A 15,702-nucleotide genomic window follows, 5' to 3' on the forward strand; every position below is an offset into this window, starting at 1 on the left:
GAACGCCGTCACTCTTTCGGGGGATAACCTTCCCCCGGGCGTCACTTCGGCGATCACGCCCGCTCTCAGGTGCGTTGCCGCGTTCACGCGGTGACGTTGCCCCGATCCCGGTGAAAGCCGGGAGCAGGGCATCGGGTCGCCGGCGTCGATCACGTAGCCCCCCGAGTGATCGGCGTCGGCGGCGCCCCGCTTCGCAGTCTCGAAGCGGGGGCCGTCAGCTCACTCCGGCCGTCTCCCGGAACTCCACACGTTCGGATTTCCGCATACTGCTCTCGAACTCGCGTCGCGCGTTCACCGAGAACGGCCTCGCCAACCGGTACCAACCGCCGGTGAGGTTTCCGGACTCGGCGTCGTACGGGTTGCTCCTGGTCAGCTCGGCCAGACGCGGGTGCCGGATCGCGAACATGTCCGAGCCGGGCAGGAAGTCCAAATAGGTGGAGCCGTGGTCCACGCCCCACCGGACGGCGTCGATCTCGTGCCACCACACGCCTACAAAAGTGCCGTAAGTCCGTAGGTAGAAACCGCGGGTCCCGAGCTCGAGCACGACCTTTCGCTTCTTTTCGTGCGTAGCGCCTTCCAGCCCTTCGACCACCATGGTCACCGCGAAGAGGGCGAAGAGCACGACAAATGCGCAAACTTGCACAGCAGTGCCAGTACTCGCTGCGGCGACCACCAACGCACAGACCTCGATCATCAGGGACCCGAACCGGAAGACCCACATCTTGCGCTTATCCCAGCCGTTCACGTGGATCTTCACCACGCCTTCCACGACTTCGAGATCCTCTTCGCGAGCGACGGTCCCCACCGGTTCAGCAGGAACCACCGGCACGGCGGTGTTGTCGTCCTCGATCGCGACGTCGACGTACTTGACCAGAAGTGGCAATAGGGACTCGGCGTCACGGGGCCGGAGGTCGACATCCGAGACCTGGAGGTCTCCATCGGGTTCTCGGGCGAGGCCTGCGGCTTGAGCATCGAAATTCGCTCCCGGACGAATGATCAGGGTGAACTGATCGGAGCCGGGGTTGTGAGAGGTGTACTCACGGAACTTGAGGCTCAGGAAGACTTTCTCGATGTCGTCCCACCGAGCGATCCAAGCCACCACGCCACTCTTGATACGAGTGATCCCCTCCGCGTCGAAGATCAGCTCGTCGGCCGGTGGAGGGTTGCGGTAGTTCCGGAACTCGATGGTGCCGCAGTAGATGAACACCGCGCAGAGAACTCCGCCTACGATGCGCACTGCCAACTGGTAGTCGCCGAGCACGGCGAAAGCCATGACCATGGTCAAGGTGCCGAAGAGAACGACCAGCACCAGGTGACCGAAGACCGACGGCGTTCGCGAGATCACCAATCGATCGTCCACTGTCTTCGAGTTCCCATCGAGTCGATGACGTTCCCCTTCAGTGCCGAACGAGACTTCAGCATGTTCTCGAAGAACGGGCCAGATCGGCTTGACCAAGTCAGCCACCCTGCACGATTCCCCTGTACTCACTGAGCTTGTCGGGCCGGATCAAGACCATCGCTCGGCGGACCTGTGCAAACGCGGCATCGCTGAACGCCTCAGGCAGCCGGTAGCCGTTGCCGACCGGTGGAAGCGAGCGACCATCGAGCGTCGCCCCGATCTCCCACAGTCCGCTCAGCTCTCGACGACGTTTCGGGAACTCGTCGTCAGCGGGGAAGAAGTCGATCAACCGCAAGGTGCGCTTTCCATCGGTGATGGTGGTCAGCCGAAGCTCACGAATGTCTTCCCACCGCACCTCGAAGGTCGCCTTGTCCCGGCGAAACCAGCGAATGCCCTCGGCCGACACCGTGAAAGTGGTACGCCAGGTCGACCTTCCCAACCGGGCGGGGGTGCAGAACCAGAGCCATCCGGGCGAGAGGAGTCCTATCGCCGCGAGAGTCAGGGTCGCTTCGCGAAGCTCCGTCCCTCTTTCCGCGGTGAAACCCACTATTCCGAAGACAGCGCCTACAGCGAGGATCAGCCCACAGATGCGCCAGAACTTGGCGGACGACCATTCATGTGGCGTGACCGTTCTCGATGCCGTCGCCGGAAGGCCGACAGGAGCCACGGCACTACCCGTCGTTCGAACCGGCGAAAGGGAAAGCGCGGTCACCACAGGTCGGCCGGAGGGAGGTTCACGGAAGCGCTTGACCTGCCTGCGGTAGGCGAACAGACCCAGCCCCACGAGGCCGCCGACGGCAGGAGCGATGCTCCACCACGGAACGTCGCTCTTGAAGTCCCGTGCGTAGTACCTACCGAACTCCTTGACCCGGACTGGCTTGCCGATGTCGGCCGGTGACAGCTCTCCGGGGAAGGAACGGGCCATCGCGACTTCCTGCTTGGAGCCGGATGAATAGGGGCGAACCTCGATTTCGCAGACCCAGTAGTAGCCGATCCCGGCGAAGCTCAGCGGCCCTATCTCGTCGCAGGTCTTCGCCGTGGCCATGTCGACGAATTTGCTGGTCCCCTCCTCACCATCGGCCACGATCCCGCGTCCGATCAGAGTCCAGGAGATCAGGGCATAGAGCGCAAAGACGCCTGTGGCACCCGCGACCTTCCACAGGGATTTGCGTTTGACCGTAGGGACAGCTTCGTAACCTGTCGCCAAGACGACTTTGTTCACTGAATGGACCCGGATATCCGTTGTGTCCCCGACTGCTCAAAGATCGGCTGCTGTTCGCCCGGCCGCCTGACGCCGACAGAGCCGTCTGCTTGGCCTGGTGGCTTGGAGTCCCCGGGTGCGTTGATGGTCGTCTCTCGCCTGTCACGCGCCTTGTCTTCAGACGCGCTCTTGACCACCTCCCGGAAGGCAGTCTTCCCGGCTTCCTTCACGACCTCCCAAAACGCTCCCATTCCGGCGCCCTCGAACACGTCGCCCTTCTTGATGAGATCGCCGACGTTCTTGTAGAAGTCCATCAACATGGACTTCGCGCGCATGAGGACGCGCATCAGTTTCTCGGCCCACGTCATGGCCTCGGTGCTTTTTTCGATCGCGAAGGGAACACCCTCGGCCGCCAAGGCGGCCGGATAGGCCGGCGGCGGGTACCTGGCGATGATCATGACGATCTTCGCCAGGGCATCGGTGATCAAGTCGCGGATGATCGTTCGCACCACCGAGAGCACGGTTTTACAGATATTGATGACGTTCCCGGCGAGTTCGGCGAGCCGCACTATCTCCCGGTACCCATTGAGCTGCTTTTGAACGTAGGCGCGATACGCGTCAGCCGCGGCGCCCGACCAGGCCATACAGTTCTTTTGGACCTCATCGGTCAGCTTCTCGGCCGTCGTCTTGACGTACTCGCCGATCTTCAGCCATTTCTGCACCTCGAGGTCAAGAGCGTCTTGGTCACCGGAAACCCAGTCGAGCGGTTCCTTCAAGAAGTCAACGTGCTCGATGATCCACCCGAAACCCCAGCTCATCAGGGTTTCCAGAGGGTTCTTGATGACCTCGACGATGTCCGGTACGGCTCCCGCGAGGCTGAGGATGCCTTCTGTCCAGTCGCCCTTCCAGAGCTTCTCGACGCCACCGGCGACATCTTGGATGGCACCCGCGCCTTCCAGGGCGCTGTCCACCGCGTACTTCTCTGAGTCCGTTTCGCCCTTGGCGCTTTCGAGGACCTCGTTCTCAGCCACGTTCCACCTGCTCGGCCCGCTTCAGAAGGTCTATCGCGTCCTGCTCGGTCATCCGACGCACCTCTGCCCACTTCCGCACCGCGGCGACATGATGCTCACCTGCCGAGATCGCGGACTGCAGGGCCTCTCGCACGTTCTCCGAGAGGTTGTTGCAGATCAACGGCATCCCGCACATATTTCCAATCAGCCCGAAGGCCAACATGTCCACACGATCTTTGTCCGCGTCGAGCGCGACTCGCAAATGGTCATGAGTCTCTTCCACCTGCTTGGCGTGTTCGTCGATCTGGTCAGGGTTTACGTTGAAGCCCTGGCCCCCTTGTGGCTGCCCCATGGTTCCCCTCCCTCAAGTACCTGCTCAGCGCAGGAAGTCGCCGCCGGTGAAGTAGTCGTCCTCGTGGTCCGTCTGCTGCCTGCGCGCGGCACGCGGCGGCGCAGAGGGAGGTGCCGGAGGAACGGGTGGAGTGGGTCGAGGCGGTGGCGCGTCGAGCTCGTCTTCGGCGACGAAGCGGTCGTCCTCGTCCGCTTCCTGGTGGCCGCCTTCGACGTAGCCGGTCGGCTCGGGCTCCGGGTACTCGTTGTGCAGCTGGTTGACCAGCTCGTTCATGGTTTCGGTGCCGGCGATGGACGGGACGCCTGCCTGCATCGCGCCGGCGAGTTTGCTTTGGGCGCTCTGGACGACGCGGAGGATCTCCTGCGCGAGCGCCGGGTTGTCCCGCACCGACGGGCCGATCTCCAGGCCCACCAGGTTCCCGGCGTGGTTGACCTTGACCGAGATCTGGCCGTCCTTGCTGCGTTCGGACACGGAGACGCCTTCGATCTCGGTCCGCATCTGATTCGCTTTCCGCTGGGCGTCGGCCAGCTTGGCCTCGAAATCAGCGAAGAGCTGCTCAGGGTTCGACACGCGAACCTCCCCTGTTCACGTCGTAGCCGTACGGCGACCGAGTGTGGCATACGCGTCTGACATCGGGGAACGTTTCGCGCGCATCCGCACCCCGGTCGTGTGGATCACCACAGGGACCCCTGGTTTTCCCTACCCGGTTCGGCGGCCAGCCCGGTGTTCGCGCAGGTCAGGAGCTCATAACGTACCGCTCATGACGATTTCGGACTGGAAACGCGCGGTCTACGCGCTTCTCGTACTTCCCGGGTATCTGGGCGGCGCGAAGGCTCAGCGTGGGCTCGCGCGGCGTTGGCTCGGGCAGGCGGGCGAGTCGCGGCCGCGGTTCGTGGCGGCCTTCGGTCCGAGTGCGGTGGCGTTCCTTCTGGCGTTGCTGCTCTTGTACCTCGTCGGGCGTATCGCGACCTATGGGCTCTTCTGGTCGGGCAGCGACCCGGAGGGCACGTGGGGCGGGCCGACGCTGGTGGGGGCGTGGATCGTGCACTTCTTCGTCGCGCTCGGGATGGCCGTTCCGATCTTCCTCGCGCTCCGGCCGCTCACCCGGCTCCAAGCCCGCCTTTTGAGTTGATCGGAGAACCCGCGTTTCTTCGAGGAGTGTCGCACTGACCACCTAGAATGCTCGGATGAGCAACACCGGCCGCAGGGGTCGCGAGCGTGCTGCGACCGATCAGGACATCCGCCGGACGGCGAGGGCGCTCCTGGTCGAGCAGGGCCCGGAGGCCGTGACGCTGCGGGCGATCGCGCGCGAGCTCGGCATCACGGCACCGGCGTTGTACCGCTATTACGGGTCCCGTGACGATCTGGTCGAACACCTGCGGTCGGACGTCGTCGCGGATCTCGCGGCCGATCTCGCCGAGGACATCGCGCAGCTGCCGGACGAAGGCGCCCTTCAGCTTTTCGCCATCTGCAAGGGGTTCCGGCGCTGGGCGCTGGCGCACACCAAGGAGTTCACGCTGGTGTTCGCGTCACCGTCGGGGGACGGCACGTCGAGCAGGCTGGACGAGCCGTTCGGGCGGATCTTCCTCGCCGCGGCGGGGCGGGTGCTCGCGATGCACGACCTGGTGACGCCGTCGAACGACGTGGTGCCGGTCGAGCTGCGCGACGACCTCACCTCGTTCCAGGCCGAGCTCCTCGCGGTGCTCAAGGAATCCGGTGCGACGTTCCCGTTGGAGAAGCTCGACCTCGGCGTGACGTACCTGATGATCCAGTTCTGGGCCCGGCTCTACGGGCACGTCACGCTCGAGGTCTTCGGCAATTATCCGATCCCGTTCTCGAAACCGGACGTCCTCTTCGACGCAATGCTCGCCGACCTCGCCCGTGAGATCGGCCTGACCGCCGACTGAACTACGCCGCGTGCCCGCCGTCGACCGAAACGGTCGACGCGGTCACGTATTTGCTTTCCGGCCGCGCCAGGAACGACACCGTGGCGGCGACCTCCGACGGCGAGCCGTAGCGGTCGAACACCGTCAGGCTCCGCTGGTCGGCGGCGTACGGGCCGTCGGCCGGGTTCATGTCGGTGTCGGTCGGGCCGGGGTGGACGATGTTCACGGTGATGCCGCGCGGCCCCAGTTCCCTGGCCAGGCCCTTGGTCAGGCCCAGCAACGCGGTCTTGCTCACCGCGTACAACGACATCCCGGGTCCGGGAACGCGGTCCGAAACGCAGCTGCCGATGGTGATCACGCGCCCACCGTCGCCGAGGTGCCTGGCCGCGGCCTGGTGGCCACGTAGACGCCGCGGACGTTGACCGCGAGCACGCGGTCGATGTCTTCCACGCTCGTCTGGTCGAGCGGGCCGACGAAACCGACACCCGCGTTGTTGACCAGCACGTCGAGCCTGCCGAATTCGGCGACCGTCGTCTCGACCGCGGCCGCCACAGCCACGGCGTCGGCACTGTCGGCCTGGACGGCCAGCGCGCGGCGGCCGAGCGCCTTGATCCTGTCCACGACGCCGGCCGCGAGTTCGGCGTTGTTCTGATAGGTGAGCGCGACGTCGGCGCCGTCTTCAGCGAGCCGGATCGCCGTGGCGGCACCGATCCCTCGGCTGCCACCGGTCACCAATGCCACCTTGCCGTCGAGGGTCATGCGGTGTTCTCCATTCGATTTCGTTGTCCTTGAACAACTCCATCGAAACGCCTCATGACCCTCGACGCTGGCGCAAATCGGTCCAGGCGTCACAGCAGCCTCGGTGCCTACAGGACGATGTTGACCAATCGCCCCGGAACGACGATCACCTTGCGCGGCGTGCCGTCGCCGACCAGGGCGGCGACCTTCTCGTCGGCCAGCGCGGCCGCCTGCACGGCGTCCTTGCCGGCGTCGGCGGGCACGGTGACGCGCGAACGCACCTTACCGTTGACCTGGATCGGGTACTCCACGGTGTCCTCGACCAGGTACTTCTCGTCGACGACCGGGAACGGCCCGTGCACCAGGGAATCCGCGTGGCCCAAGCGCTTCCACAGTTCCTCGGCCAGGTGCGGGGCCAGCGGCGCCAGCATCAGCACCAGCGGCTCCACCAGCTCGCGCGGAGTCGCTTCCGTGCCGCCGTAGGTCTTGGTGACGTAGTTGTTCAGCTCGATCAGCTTCGCGCCGGCCGTGTTGAACCGCATCTCCGCGTAGTCCTCGCGGACGCCGGCGATCGTCTTGTGCAGCTGCTTCCGATCGTCATCCGTGGCGTCCACTGTGGACACACGCAGCTCGCCGGACTCCTCGTCGACGACCAGACGCCACAGCCGCTGCAGGAACCGCTGCGCGCCGACGACGTCCTTGGTCGCCCAAGGCCGTGAGACGTCCAGCGGGCCCATCGACATCTCGTAGAAGCGGAAGGTGTCGGCGCCGTAATCGGTGGACATCTGGTCAGGCGTCACGACATTCTTCAGGCTCTTGCCCATCTTGCCGTATTCCTGCTTGACCTCTTCGTCACCGAAGAAGAACTTGCCGTCCCGCTCCTCGACCTGGTCGGCCTGGACGTAGACACCGCGGGCGTCAGTGTAGGCGTACGCCTGGACGTAGCCCTGGTTGAACAGCTTCCGGTACGGCTCCCCGGACGACACATGGCCCAGATCGAACAGCACCTTGTGCCAGAACCGCGAGTACAGCAGGTGCAGCACCGCGTGCTCGACACCGCCGACGTACAGGTCCGTGCCGCCGGGGTCGTCGACGCCGTGCTCGGCGGGACGCGGGCCGACCCAGTAGGCCTCGTTCTCCGGCGCGACGAACACGTCCGGGTTGGTGGGGTCCAGGTACCGCAGCTGGTACCAGCAGGAACCCGCCCAGTTCGGCATGGTGTTGATGTCGCGGCGGTAGGTCTTCTTGCCGTTGCCCAGGTCCAGTTCGACCTCGACCCAGTCGGTGGCGCGCGCCAGCGGCGAGGACGGCGTGCTGTCCTTGTCCTCCGGCTCGAAGGTCACCGGCGAATAGTCGGCGACCTCGGGCAGTTCGACCGGCAGCATGCTGTCCGGCAGCGCGTGGACCTGGCCGTCCTCGTCGTAGACGACCGGGAACGGCTCGCCCCAGTAGCGCTGGCGCGAGAACAGCCAGTCACGCAGCTTGTACTGGACGGTGCCGCGGCCGTGGCCGTTCTCCTCCAGCCAGCCGATCATCGTCTTCTTGGCTTCGCCGACACCCATTCCGTCCAGGAAGCCGGAATTGATCGCGGGCCCGTCACCGGTGAACGCCTTGCCGTCGAAGCCGTCCGACGGCTGGACCGTGCGGATGATCTCCAGGCCGAACTTCTCGGCGAATTCCCAGTCACGGGTGTCCTGGCCGGGGACGGCCATGATCGCGCCGGTGCCGTAGCCCATCAGGACGTAGTCGGCGACGAAGATCGGGATTTCCTTGCCGTCGGCCGGATTGACCGCGTAGGAGCCGGTGAAGACGCCGGTCTTCTCCTTGTTCTCCTGACGGTCCAATTCGGACTTGCGAGCGGCGGCCGCACGGTAGGCGGTGATGGCTTCGGCCGGGTCGGCGGCCTCACCGGTCCAGCGGGCGTCGACGCCTTCCGGCCAGGTGGCGGCGGTCAGCTCGTCGACCAGCGGGTGCTCGGGCGCGACCACCAGGTACGTGGCACCGAACAGGGTGTCCGGGCGGGTGGTGAAGACCTCGATCTTCTGCTCGCCGGCCTCGAACGACACACGCGCGCCGTGCGAGCGGCCGATCCAGTTGCGCTGCATGGACTTGACCTTTTCCGGCCAGTCCAGCAGGTCCAGGTCGTCGACCAGGCGGTCGGCGTAGGCGGTGATCCGCATCATCCACTGACGCAGATTGCGCCGGAAGACCGGGAAGTTGCCGCGTTCGCTGCGGCCTTCGGAGGTGACCTCTTCGTTCGACAGGACCGTGCCCAGCCCGGGGCACCAGTTCACCGGCGCCTCGGAGATGTACACCAGCCGATGCGAGTCGATGATCTCCAGCTGCTCGGCGCGGGTCAGCTCGCACCAGTTGCGACCGTCGGGAGTGCTCCGCTTGTCCTGCGCGTATTCGGTTTCCAGCTCGACGATCGGACGGGCCTTACCGGCCTTCTCGTCGTACCAGGAGTTGAAGATCTGCAGGAAGATCCACTGGGTCCACTTGTAGTAGTCCGGGTCGATCGTGGAGATGCGGCGACGCTCGTCGTGCCCCAGGCCCAGGCGCCGGATCTGGCGCAGATAGGTCTGCATGTTCTCTTCGGTGGTCTTGCGCGGGTGCTGCCCGGTCTGGACCGCGTACTGCTCGGCCGGCAGGCCGAAGGCGTCGAAGCCCATCGTGTGCAGCACGTTCCGGCCGATCATCCGGTGGTACCGCGCGAAGACGTCGGTCGCGATGAAGCCCAGCGGGTGCCCGACGTGCAGGCCCGCGCCCGACGGGTACGGGAACATGTCCTGGACGAACAGCTTGTCCGACGGGACCTCACCGCTCTCGTCCGCGAGCGGGCCGACCGGGTTCGGCGCGTGGTAGGTGCCGTGGTCGGACCAGTAGTCCTGCCAGCGCTGCTCGATCTGGCCCGCCAGCTCCGCGGTGTAGCGGTGCTGAGGGGCCGCGTCGGCGCCGCTGGGCGCTTCGCTCGCCTGGTTCATCGATCCTCCGTGCTCATCCACGTCAAGCCACTCCAGAAACAACTCGACCCCTCAGCCCGGAGGGCATGAGGGGTCGCCGCGCTGGTCCCGGCCGATCGGCCGAGGTCAGCGCGGCAGGCTAAGGAGCAGCCGAGCCGTGTTCATGAGCCCAGTTTAACCCGCTGGTCAAAGCCGTTCCGAGGGGACCGCCAGTGCGATGAACTGGGTCACCTGTGTGGCGGAGAAGTTGTTGTCGCTGACGAGCACCAGACTGCGTTCGCCGTTGGGCAGTCGCGGCCCCCAGGTCATCCCCTCCACGTTGTCCACAGTGGACAACGTGAAATCCGCGAGGTCCGCGAGCAGGCGCTTCTTGACCGGTTTGACGTTCTTCGCGTCGGACAGCGAAGGCGTTTTTGCGATGTTCGTGGCGCTCTTGGTGTCGATTTCGTAGATACGGATCTTGTTGCCGACACCGGTGACGAACGCGCGCTCCATGACGAGGTAGCGCGTCGGGTCGGCCTGGTCGACGGCCAGCAGCGACGAGACGCCGGTGGTCGCGAAGGCTCCGGGCGGGTTCGGCGACGCGAAGACCTTGTCCTGCGGATACGCGTACTGCGCGAGCACCGGCCCGAACCGCGACTGCAGGGTGATGCGCGAAAGACCACCCGTGGTCGTGGTCGGCTCCGGACCGTCCTGCAGCAGCGGTCCCTCGACCGAACTGGCGACGAGCGAGCCGAAACCGGCGAAGGTGATGCCTTCGAGGGCGAGGTTCTGCCGCGGACCGGCCGTCGCCGTCATCTTCTCGTTGGCGGGGATCGGCAGGTCGCGCACGTACGAGCCGTCGCGTTTCGCCTCGCGGATCGACGGGTCGATCAGCGCGGCGGCGGACCGCTCGCCCTCCTGCGACCAGAGGTAATGGCCGGTCCACGGGTCGACGCGGAGTTCTTCGGGGTCGATCGTCTGCATGTTCGGCGGCTGCGCGGGGTCGTTCTTGGCCAGCGGCGGGTACGTCGTGCCGTCGGGGCGCAGGAGCGGCTTGGTCCCGGTGAAGGTGACCGGGCCGAGCCCGTTGGCGTCGAGGGAGAACTTCGCCGTGTAGTACCGGGCCGGGTTGATGGCGGACCTGTCGTCGCAGATCAGCGCGTATTCGCCGGTGCGGGGATCGAAGTCGATACTGGACAGGCCGCCGACGATCGTGCCCTCGTAGGGCAGGAAGTTCGGGACGAGCTGTTCACCGATCAACCGCAACGGACGGTGCTCGGCTTGAGCGGCCGGGGCCGCCATCAGGGTGAGGGGGACGGCCCCGATCAGGGCCGTGGCGAGGACGCGGCGTGACATGGCCTGTAGCACAGTCGATCAGGGTATCCGGCAGGTTGCCGGAACGTCACGCTTATCCTCGTGGAGTGTTCGTCATAGCGCTGGTTCCGATCGTGCTGGGTGTCCTCGTCGGCTGGGGTGGCTTCCTCGGTCTGCGTGAGAAGCTGCCGCGTGACCGCGGCGCCGGCGTGCGCACCGCCGCCACGATGCGCAGCGAGGACGCCTTCCGCCTCGGCAACAAGGTCGCGGGCCTCCCGACGCTGGCAGGTGGCGTGATCGCCGTACTAGCGGGGATCGCCGCGCTCGTCATGCCGACGACGTTCGGGCTGCTGCTCGGCTCGCTCGTGGGCGTGATCGGGATGATCGCGCTGGTCGCGGCCGGAGGAGTGCTCGGCAACCGCGCCGCCGCGACGGTGCCCGCCCCCGAACCCGCCGCGCCGGAAGCACCCGCGGGCTGCAGTGGCTGCGCCTGCGGGACCTGCGGTGTCTTCAAGAAGGCCGACACCGCCACCGCCTAATTGCGCTGGAGGTCGCCCGGGTGGGTGGCCAGCAGCGCCAGCGGGATGCCCTGACGGCGCAGGACCTGGCCCCACAGATCGTGGTGCGGCGAGGCGAGGACGTCGCTGGGCAGCGCCGGGACGATGACCCAGTCGTCGCGTTCGATCTCGCTCGCGAGCTGCCCGGAATCCCAGCCCGCGTACCCGGCGAAGACCCGCACGCCGCGGACCTTCGGGACCAGGATCTCGGGATCGGTGTCGAGGTCGACCAAGGCGACCGGGCCGCGGACGGCGATCACGCCGGGCACGCTCGACGCCGTCTCGCCGGTCCGCAACGCGGCCAGGCACAGGGCGGTCTTCTTCTCCACCGGCCCGCCGACGAACACGGACTGCGGTTCGGCGACGTGCCCGCCCCAGCTGGGGAGCACGTCGTAGACCGGAACGTCACTCGGCCGGTTGAGCACGACGCCGAGCGTTCCCTCGTCCCGGTGATCGATGACGAACACGACGGTCCGCCGGAAATTGGGGTCGAACATCGTGGGGGCGGCGACCAGGAGCGTTCCCGGTTCTACCTCGGCGTCCGCTGGCACGTCCGCCATGATCCCACTTCGAGCGCGGACAAAACGTCCGGCCAGGGAACAACAGCATCACGAGCACCGTTGGACACAGAGGTCGGTGCGCTTTCCGTGTCCCCCGGGCTCACTGAAGAACCGCCTTTGTGGAATACCGTCCGGCTGGAGCCACACTGCGCATAGCCGCCGAGAGGCGACCCTAAAGCGCACCGACCCCTATCTTTAGGCTTTCGCCGTGACCACCAGCGCCCCGGCGCCCACCAGGGCGTTCGTCCGCGATCGCGACTTCCGCCGCCTGCTGTTCACGCGGTTCTCCGCGCACTGGGGCAACGGGATGTACCAGGCCGGACTGACCGGCGCGGTGATCTTCAACCCCGAACGAGCCGCCGACGCGCTCGCCATGGCTGGCGGGTTCGCGGTGTTGTTGCTGCCGTACTCGGTCGTCGGGCCGTTCGCGGGTGCGCTGCTCGATCGCTGGGATCGCCGGAAGGTGCTGATCTTCGCGAACCTCCTGAGGTCGTTCACGATCCTCGCGACGGCCGTCGCCGTCGGCATCGGAGCGGCCGGTTTCGGACTGTTCTCGCTGGCACTGGCCTCCGAGGGGATCTCCCGGTTCATCGGCTCGGGACTGTCCGCGTCGCTGCCGCACGTCGTCGAAGAGAAGTCCGTGCTCGCCGCGAACGCCTTCGCCGCGACGTGGGGTTCGGTGCTCGCGGTGGTCGGCGCAGGCTGCGCGATCGGCCTGCGCGCCCTGACCGGCGCCGACGACGCCGGATCGGCGTGGGTCACGGCCGTCGCCGCGCTGGGCGGGATCGGCGCCGCGGTCCTCGCCTCGGGATTCGCGCGTGGACTGCTCGGGCCGTCGACCGTCGACGAACCGGCCAACCCGGCACTCGCGGTCGCCCGAGGCCTCTCCGACGGCGCGAAGGCGGCTTGGCGCACGCCCAGCGTCACGGCCGGATTCATCGCGCTGTTCGCGCATCGCGCGTCGTTCGGGATCTCGCTGCTGGTGACGGTCCTGCTGATGCGCAACCACTTCACCGACGCCGGCGTCTTCCGCGCCGGAATGGCGGGGCTCGGGGAGATGGCGGGCTTCGCCGGGGCGGGGATCCTGGTCGCCGGACTGCTGACCGCGCGGCTGATCCGGCTGTTCGGCAGGGTCCGCGTCGTGGTGGGCGCGCTGGTGCTGGCGGCCGTCGCGCAATCCGCGCTCGGGCTGCCGATGGTCGTCCCGACGGCGTTGTTCGCGGCGTTCCTGGTGACCGGCGCCGGACAGGTGCTGAAGCTCTGTGTCGATTCGTCGGTCCAGATCGACGTCGCGGACGAAGCCCGCGGACGGGTCTTCGCCCTCTACGACACGCTTTTCAACATCACCCAGGTGGCCGCGGTTTCCCTGGCCGCGACGGTGATCCCGGACGACGGCCGCTCGCCGGGTCTGCTGATCGCCGCCACCGTGCTCTACCTGGCCGGAGCCGCCGGATACGTTCTCGCGGTACGAAAACGGAGAACAGGCGATGCTGTTCCTCCCTTGGCATTAGGGTGACGCTTACCGACACCGGGTGACGTATGCCCGGGATCAAGTACTTCCGGGGGCTCAGTGACTACGGCCGGCGACGACAGCGCGCGCCTCGAAGCGCGCAATGCCGCCATGAAGGACCAGGTCGACACGCTTCTCGAACAGTTCGAGCGGCAGACCGCCCAGCTGCGGGACGCGCAGGACGCCGCGTCGCAGCTGTCCGCGACGGTGGTCTCGCAGGACGGCCTCGTCCGCGCCACCATCGACGCCACCGGAACGCTGAGCAAGCTGGAGATCCAGCCGAACGCCTTCGAGCGGACCAATCCCGCGCAGCTGGCCAACACCGTGCTGACCCTGGTGCGCCAAGGATCGCTGCAGGTCAAGCAGCAGGTCGCCGATCTGATGGCGCCGATCACCGAAGGACTGCCGGACCTCTCGGACCTCATCGAGGGCGCGCCGTCGCTCCAGGGACTGATGCCGTCGATCCCGGACTTCCTCGCCGAAGAGGAGGAGCAGCCCGCGCCGACGAAGTCCGACGCCGATTTCGAAGATCCTTTGCTGCGCAACGACGCGGCCCCGCCGCCTCCGCCCGCGCCGCCTGCCCCTCCCGCCGCGCCGCCGACGCCGAAACCGATCCCGAAACGCGTGCGTCAGGACGACGATGAGGAAGAGCCTCCTTCGAGCTGGCTGACCAGGGGCGTCTGATGGCGGCCGGTGGTGGCGGTGGCGGATTCACCGCGGATCCGGACGGGGTCCTCACGGCCGCGGCCAAGCTGGGGCTGGCCGCGGATCAGCTCGACGACGCCGGCAAGGAACTGATGGCCGCGATCAACTCGCTCGGCCAGTGCTGGGGGAACGACGACGCCGGCAAGGAGTTCGCGAAGGACTACGAGCCGGGCGCGCAGGGCTCGTCCGAGGGGTTCGCGAACATCGTCGAAGCGCTGCGGGGGATGCAGCACAACGTCGAACGGTCGATGACCGCGTTCAAGAACACCGAGGAAGAGATCAAGACGACGCTGGACAAGAAGGGCTAGCGCCGTGGGTATGGAGATGCCCGACGCGGTCAAGTGGCTCTTGCCGATCGTCGTCGGCGAAAGCTGGCCCGAAGGCGACGAGGACAAGCTCCGCGAACTGCGCGACGCCTGGCACAACGCGTCGAAGGCCGTCCAGCCGATCGCCGACACCGCGACCAAGGGCGCCACCGAGGTCCTCGGCGGCTGGACCGGTGAGGGCGCGGAGAAGTTCGCGGAGGCGTGGAAGAAGTTCGTCGAGGGCGACGAGGCGTACTTCAAATCCCTGGCCGATTCTTCGAAGGCGCTCGGCGACTCGTGCAACGCGACCGCGCTGGACGTCGAGTACACGAAGTACATGATCATCATCTCGCTGGTGATCCTGGCCGCGCAGATCGTCGCGATGCTCGCGGCGGCCGCGGTGACCTTCGGTGGATCGACGGCCGGTATCGCGCCGGCGCAGATCGCCACCCGCATGACCGTCCAGATGATCTTCCGTCAGCTGATGCAGAAGCTCGCGCAGGAAGGCTTCAAGAAGGTCGCGAAGGAACTCCTCGAGAAGCTTCTCAAGGAGGGTCTGAAGAAGATCGGCAAGGAGGTCCTGCAGAACACGGCGATGAACCTCGCCATGGACGCGGGCATCCAGGGCCTGCAGATGGCCAAGGGCGACCGCGACAGCTGGGACTTCAGCAAGACCAAGGACTCCGCGATCAGTGGCGCCGTCGACGGGGTCGTCGGCGCGGGCAGCAGCAGCATCGGCAAGGGCGCCACCAAGGGACTTTCCGACAGCGTGGGCGGCCAGATCCTCGACAGCGCCGCGCGCGGAGCTGTGCGAGGCGCGGCCGAAGGCGTCGCGAGCACCGTCGGACAGGCCGCCGTCACCGGCGACCTCGACAAGCTTTCCGCCAAGGACGTCCTGATGGGCGCGTCCGGCGGTGCTGTCGGCGGTGGTGTCGACGGGGCGAAGAGCCAGATCGGCGACATCCGCGCCGCGAACACCCCCGGTGCCGCGACGGCGGGCGACGGTCCGACGACCCCTGACATCGATTCCGGCGATTCCGGGACTCCTTCGCGCACGCCGCCTTCGGATCCCGCACCGGATTCCTCTTCACGGTCTTCGCGTTCGGATTCGTCCACTTCGGACGGTGACTCGTCTTCGAGCCGCGCTGCCGATTCGCCGCGTGCGGCGGACGCCGACCGGGTCAGCCAGTCTTCGGCGCCGGCTCCGGAACGTCCGGCGG

Annotated in this window: 15 protein-coding genes and 1 pseudogene; 7 read left to right on the forward strand and 9 right to left on the reverse strand. The window is 66.8% G+C overall.

Annotation, left to right across the window (positions count from 1 at the left end):
• Positions 1-214: 214 nt before the first annotated feature.
• The 5 genes from H5J31_RS33305 to H5J31_RS33325 are packed head-to-tail and all read right to left on the reverse strand — an operon-like array spanning position 215 to position 4,532.
• Positions 215-1,456 (reverse strand): hypothetical protein, encoded by a 1,242-nt coding sequence (locus H5J31_RS33305; protein WP_236005541.1) that lies wholly within the window; start codon positions 1,454-1,456, stop codon positions 215-217.
• Between the two features lies 1 nt (position 1,457).
• Complete coding sequence (locus H5J31_RS33310; protein ID WP_181776649.1) at positions 1,458-2,621, reverse strand: DUF6346 domain-containing protein; 1,164 nt, start codon at positions 2,619-2,621, stop codon at positions 1,458-1,460.
• Positions 2,618-3,631, reverse strand: coding sequence for a hypothetical protein (locus H5J31_RS33315; RefSeq protein WP_181776650.1), 1,014 nt, complete (start codon positions 3,629-3,631; stop codon positions 2,618-2,620). Before H5J31_RS33315 ends, H5J31_RS33310 begins: the two co-directional genes overlap by 4 nt.
• Positions 3,624-3,962 (reverse strand): hypothetical protein, encoded by a 339-nt coding sequence (locus H5J31_RS33320; RefSeq protein ID WP_181776651.1) that lies wholly within the window; start codon positions 3,960-3,962, stop codon positions 3,624-3,626. Before H5J31_RS33320 ends, H5J31_RS33315 begins: the two co-directional genes overlap by 8 nt.
• 24 nt (positions 3,963-3,986) lie before the next feature.
• Positions 3,987-4,532 (reverse strand): YbaB/EbfC family nucleoid-associated protein, encoded by a 546-nt coding sequence (locus H5J31_RS33325; protein WP_181776652.1) that lies wholly within the window; start codon positions 4,530-4,532, stop codon positions 3,987-3,989.
• 190 nt (positions 4,533-4,722) lie between these two features.
• On the opposite strand from H5J31_RS33325, the gene H5J31_RS33330 reads away from it, so the two are divergent.
• Positions 4,723-5,094 carry a hypothetical protein gene (locus H5J31_RS33330; RefSeq protein ID WP_181776653.1) on the forward strand — a complete coding sequence of 124 codons (372 nt, stop codon included), beginning with the start codon at positions 4,723-4,725 and terminating at the stop codon, positions 5,092-5,094.
• Positions 5,095-5,149: 55 nt separating this feature from the next.
• A complete protein-coding gene (locus H5J31_RS33335; protein WP_181776654.1) occupies positions 5,150-5,869 on the forward strand; it encodes a TetR/AcrR family transcriptional regulator in 720 nt (239 codons plus the stop codon).
• Position 5,870: 1 nt separating this feature from the next.
• On the opposite strand, the pseudogene H5J31_RS33340 reads toward H5J31_RS33335, so the two are convergent.
• The 3 genes and pseudogenes from H5J31_RS33340 to H5J31_RS33350 all read right to left on the reverse strand — a co-directional run bounded on the left by H5J31_RS33340 (position 5,871) and on the right by H5J31_RS33350 (position 10,887).
• Positions 5,871-6,607: pseudogene (locus H5J31_RS33340) on the reverse strand (SDR family oxidoreductase).
• A 107-nt stretch (positions 6,608-6,714) separates the two neighbouring features.
• Positions 6,715-9,570 (reverse strand): leucine--tRNA ligase, encoded by a 2,856-nt coding sequence (leuS, locus tag H5J31_RS33345; RefSeq protein WP_181776655.1) that lies wholly within the window; start codon positions 9,568-9,570, stop codon positions 6,715-6,717.
• A gap of 165 nt (positions 9,571-9,735) precedes the next feature.
• Positions 9,736-10,887 carry an esterase-like activity of phytase family protein gene (locus H5J31_RS33350; protein ID WP_181776656.1) on the reverse strand — a complete coding sequence of 384 codons (1,152 nt, stop codon included), beginning with the start codon at positions 10,885-10,887 and terminating at the stop codon, positions 9,736-9,738.
• A 65-nt stretch (positions 10,888-10,952) separates the two neighbouring features.
• Here H5J31_RS33350 and H5J31_RS33355 point away from each other — a divergent pair, with 65 nt between their 5' ends.
• Positions 10,953-11,384 (forward strand): SdpI family protein, encoded by a 432-nt coding sequence (locus tag H5J31_RS33355; protein WP_181776657.1) that lies wholly within the window; start codon positions 10,953-10,955, stop codon positions 11,382-11,384.
• Here the strand turns inward: H5J31_RS33355 and H5J31_RS33360 are convergent.
• Positions 11,381-11,962 (reverse strand): YqgE/AlgH family protein, encoded by a 582-nt coding sequence (locus H5J31_RS33360; RefSeq protein WP_181776658.1) that lies wholly within the window; start codon positions 11,960-11,962, stop codon positions 11,381-11,383. The genes H5J31_RS33355 and H5J31_RS33360 overlap by 4 nt on opposite strands.
• A gap of 208 nt (positions 11,963-12,170) precedes the next feature.
• On the opposite strand from H5J31_RS33360, the gene H5J31_RS33365 reads away from it, so the two are divergent.
• The 4 genes from H5J31_RS33365 to H5J31_RS33380 form a co-directional block, all read left to right on the forward strand.
• A complete protein-coding gene (locus H5J31_RS33365; protein WP_181776659.1) occupies positions 12,171-13,478 on the forward strand; it encodes an MFS transporter in 1,308 nt (435 codons plus the stop codon).
• Between the two features lie 105 nt (positions 13,479-13,583).
• A complete protein-coding gene (locus tag H5J31_RS33370) occupies positions 13,584-14,156 on the forward strand; it encodes a YbaB/EbfC family nucleoid-associated protein (RefSeq protein ID WP_181776660.1) in 573 nt (190 codons plus the stop codon).
• Positions 14,156-14,485, forward strand: coding sequence for a WXG100 family type VII secretion target (locus H5J31_RS33375; RefSeq protein ID WP_181776661.1), 330 nt, complete (start codon positions 14,156-14,158; stop codon positions 14,483-14,485). The genes H5J31_RS33370 and H5J31_RS33375 overlap by 1 nt, the downstream gene beginning before the upstream one ends.
• Positions 14,486-14,495: 10 nt before the next feature.
• The coding region (locus H5J31_RS33380; RefSeq protein WP_407925080.1) for a WXG100 family type VII secretion target at positions 14,496-15,702 on the forward strand (1,207 nt) is incomplete at its 3' end.

It is taken from the genome of Amycolatopsis pittospori (assembly GCF_013870525.1).
In the GTDB taxonomy this organism is placed as follows: domain Bacteria; phylum Actinomycetota; class Actinomycetes; order Mycobacteriales; family Pseudonocardiaceae; genus Amycolatopsis; species Amycolatopsis pittospori.

What these genes read in the sequence shown, in the direction of transcription:
- H5J31_RS33320 (WP_181776651.1), bottom strand. Translation starts at nt 3,962, where the DNA reads ATGGGGCAGCCACAAGGGGGCCAGGGCTTCAACGTAAACCCTGACCAG.
- H5J31_RS33330 (WP_181776653.1), top strand. Translation starts at nt 4,723, where the DNA reads ATGACGATTTCGGACTGGAAACGCGCGGTCTACGCGCTTCTCGTACTT.
- H5J31_RS33335 (WP_181776654.1), top strand. Translation starts at nt 5,150, where the DNA reads ATGAGCAACACCGGCCGCAGGGGTCGCGAGCGTGCTGCGACCGATCAG.
- leuS (WP_181776655.1), bottom strand. Translation starts at nt 9,570, where the DNA reads ATGAACCAGGCGAGCGAAGCGCCCAGCGGCGCCGACGCGGCCCCTCAG.
- H5J31_RS33350 (WP_181776656.1), bottom strand. Translation starts at nt 10,887, where the DNA reads ATGTCACGCCGCGTCCTCGCCACGGCCCTGATCGGGGCCGTCCCCCTC.
- H5J31_RS33360 (WP_181776658.1), bottom strand. Translation starts at nt 11,962, where the DNA reads ATGGCGGACGTGCCAGCGGACGCCGAGGTAGAACCGGGAACGCTCCTG.
- H5J31_RS33370 (WP_181776660.1), top strand. Translation starts at nt 13,584, where the DNA reads ATGAAGGACCAGGTCGACACGCTTCTCGAACAGTTCGAGCGGCAGACC.
- H5J31_RS33375 (WP_181776661.1), top strand. Translation starts at nt 14,156, where the DNA reads ATGGCGGCCGGTGGTGGCGGTGGCGGATTCACCGCGGATCCGGACGGG.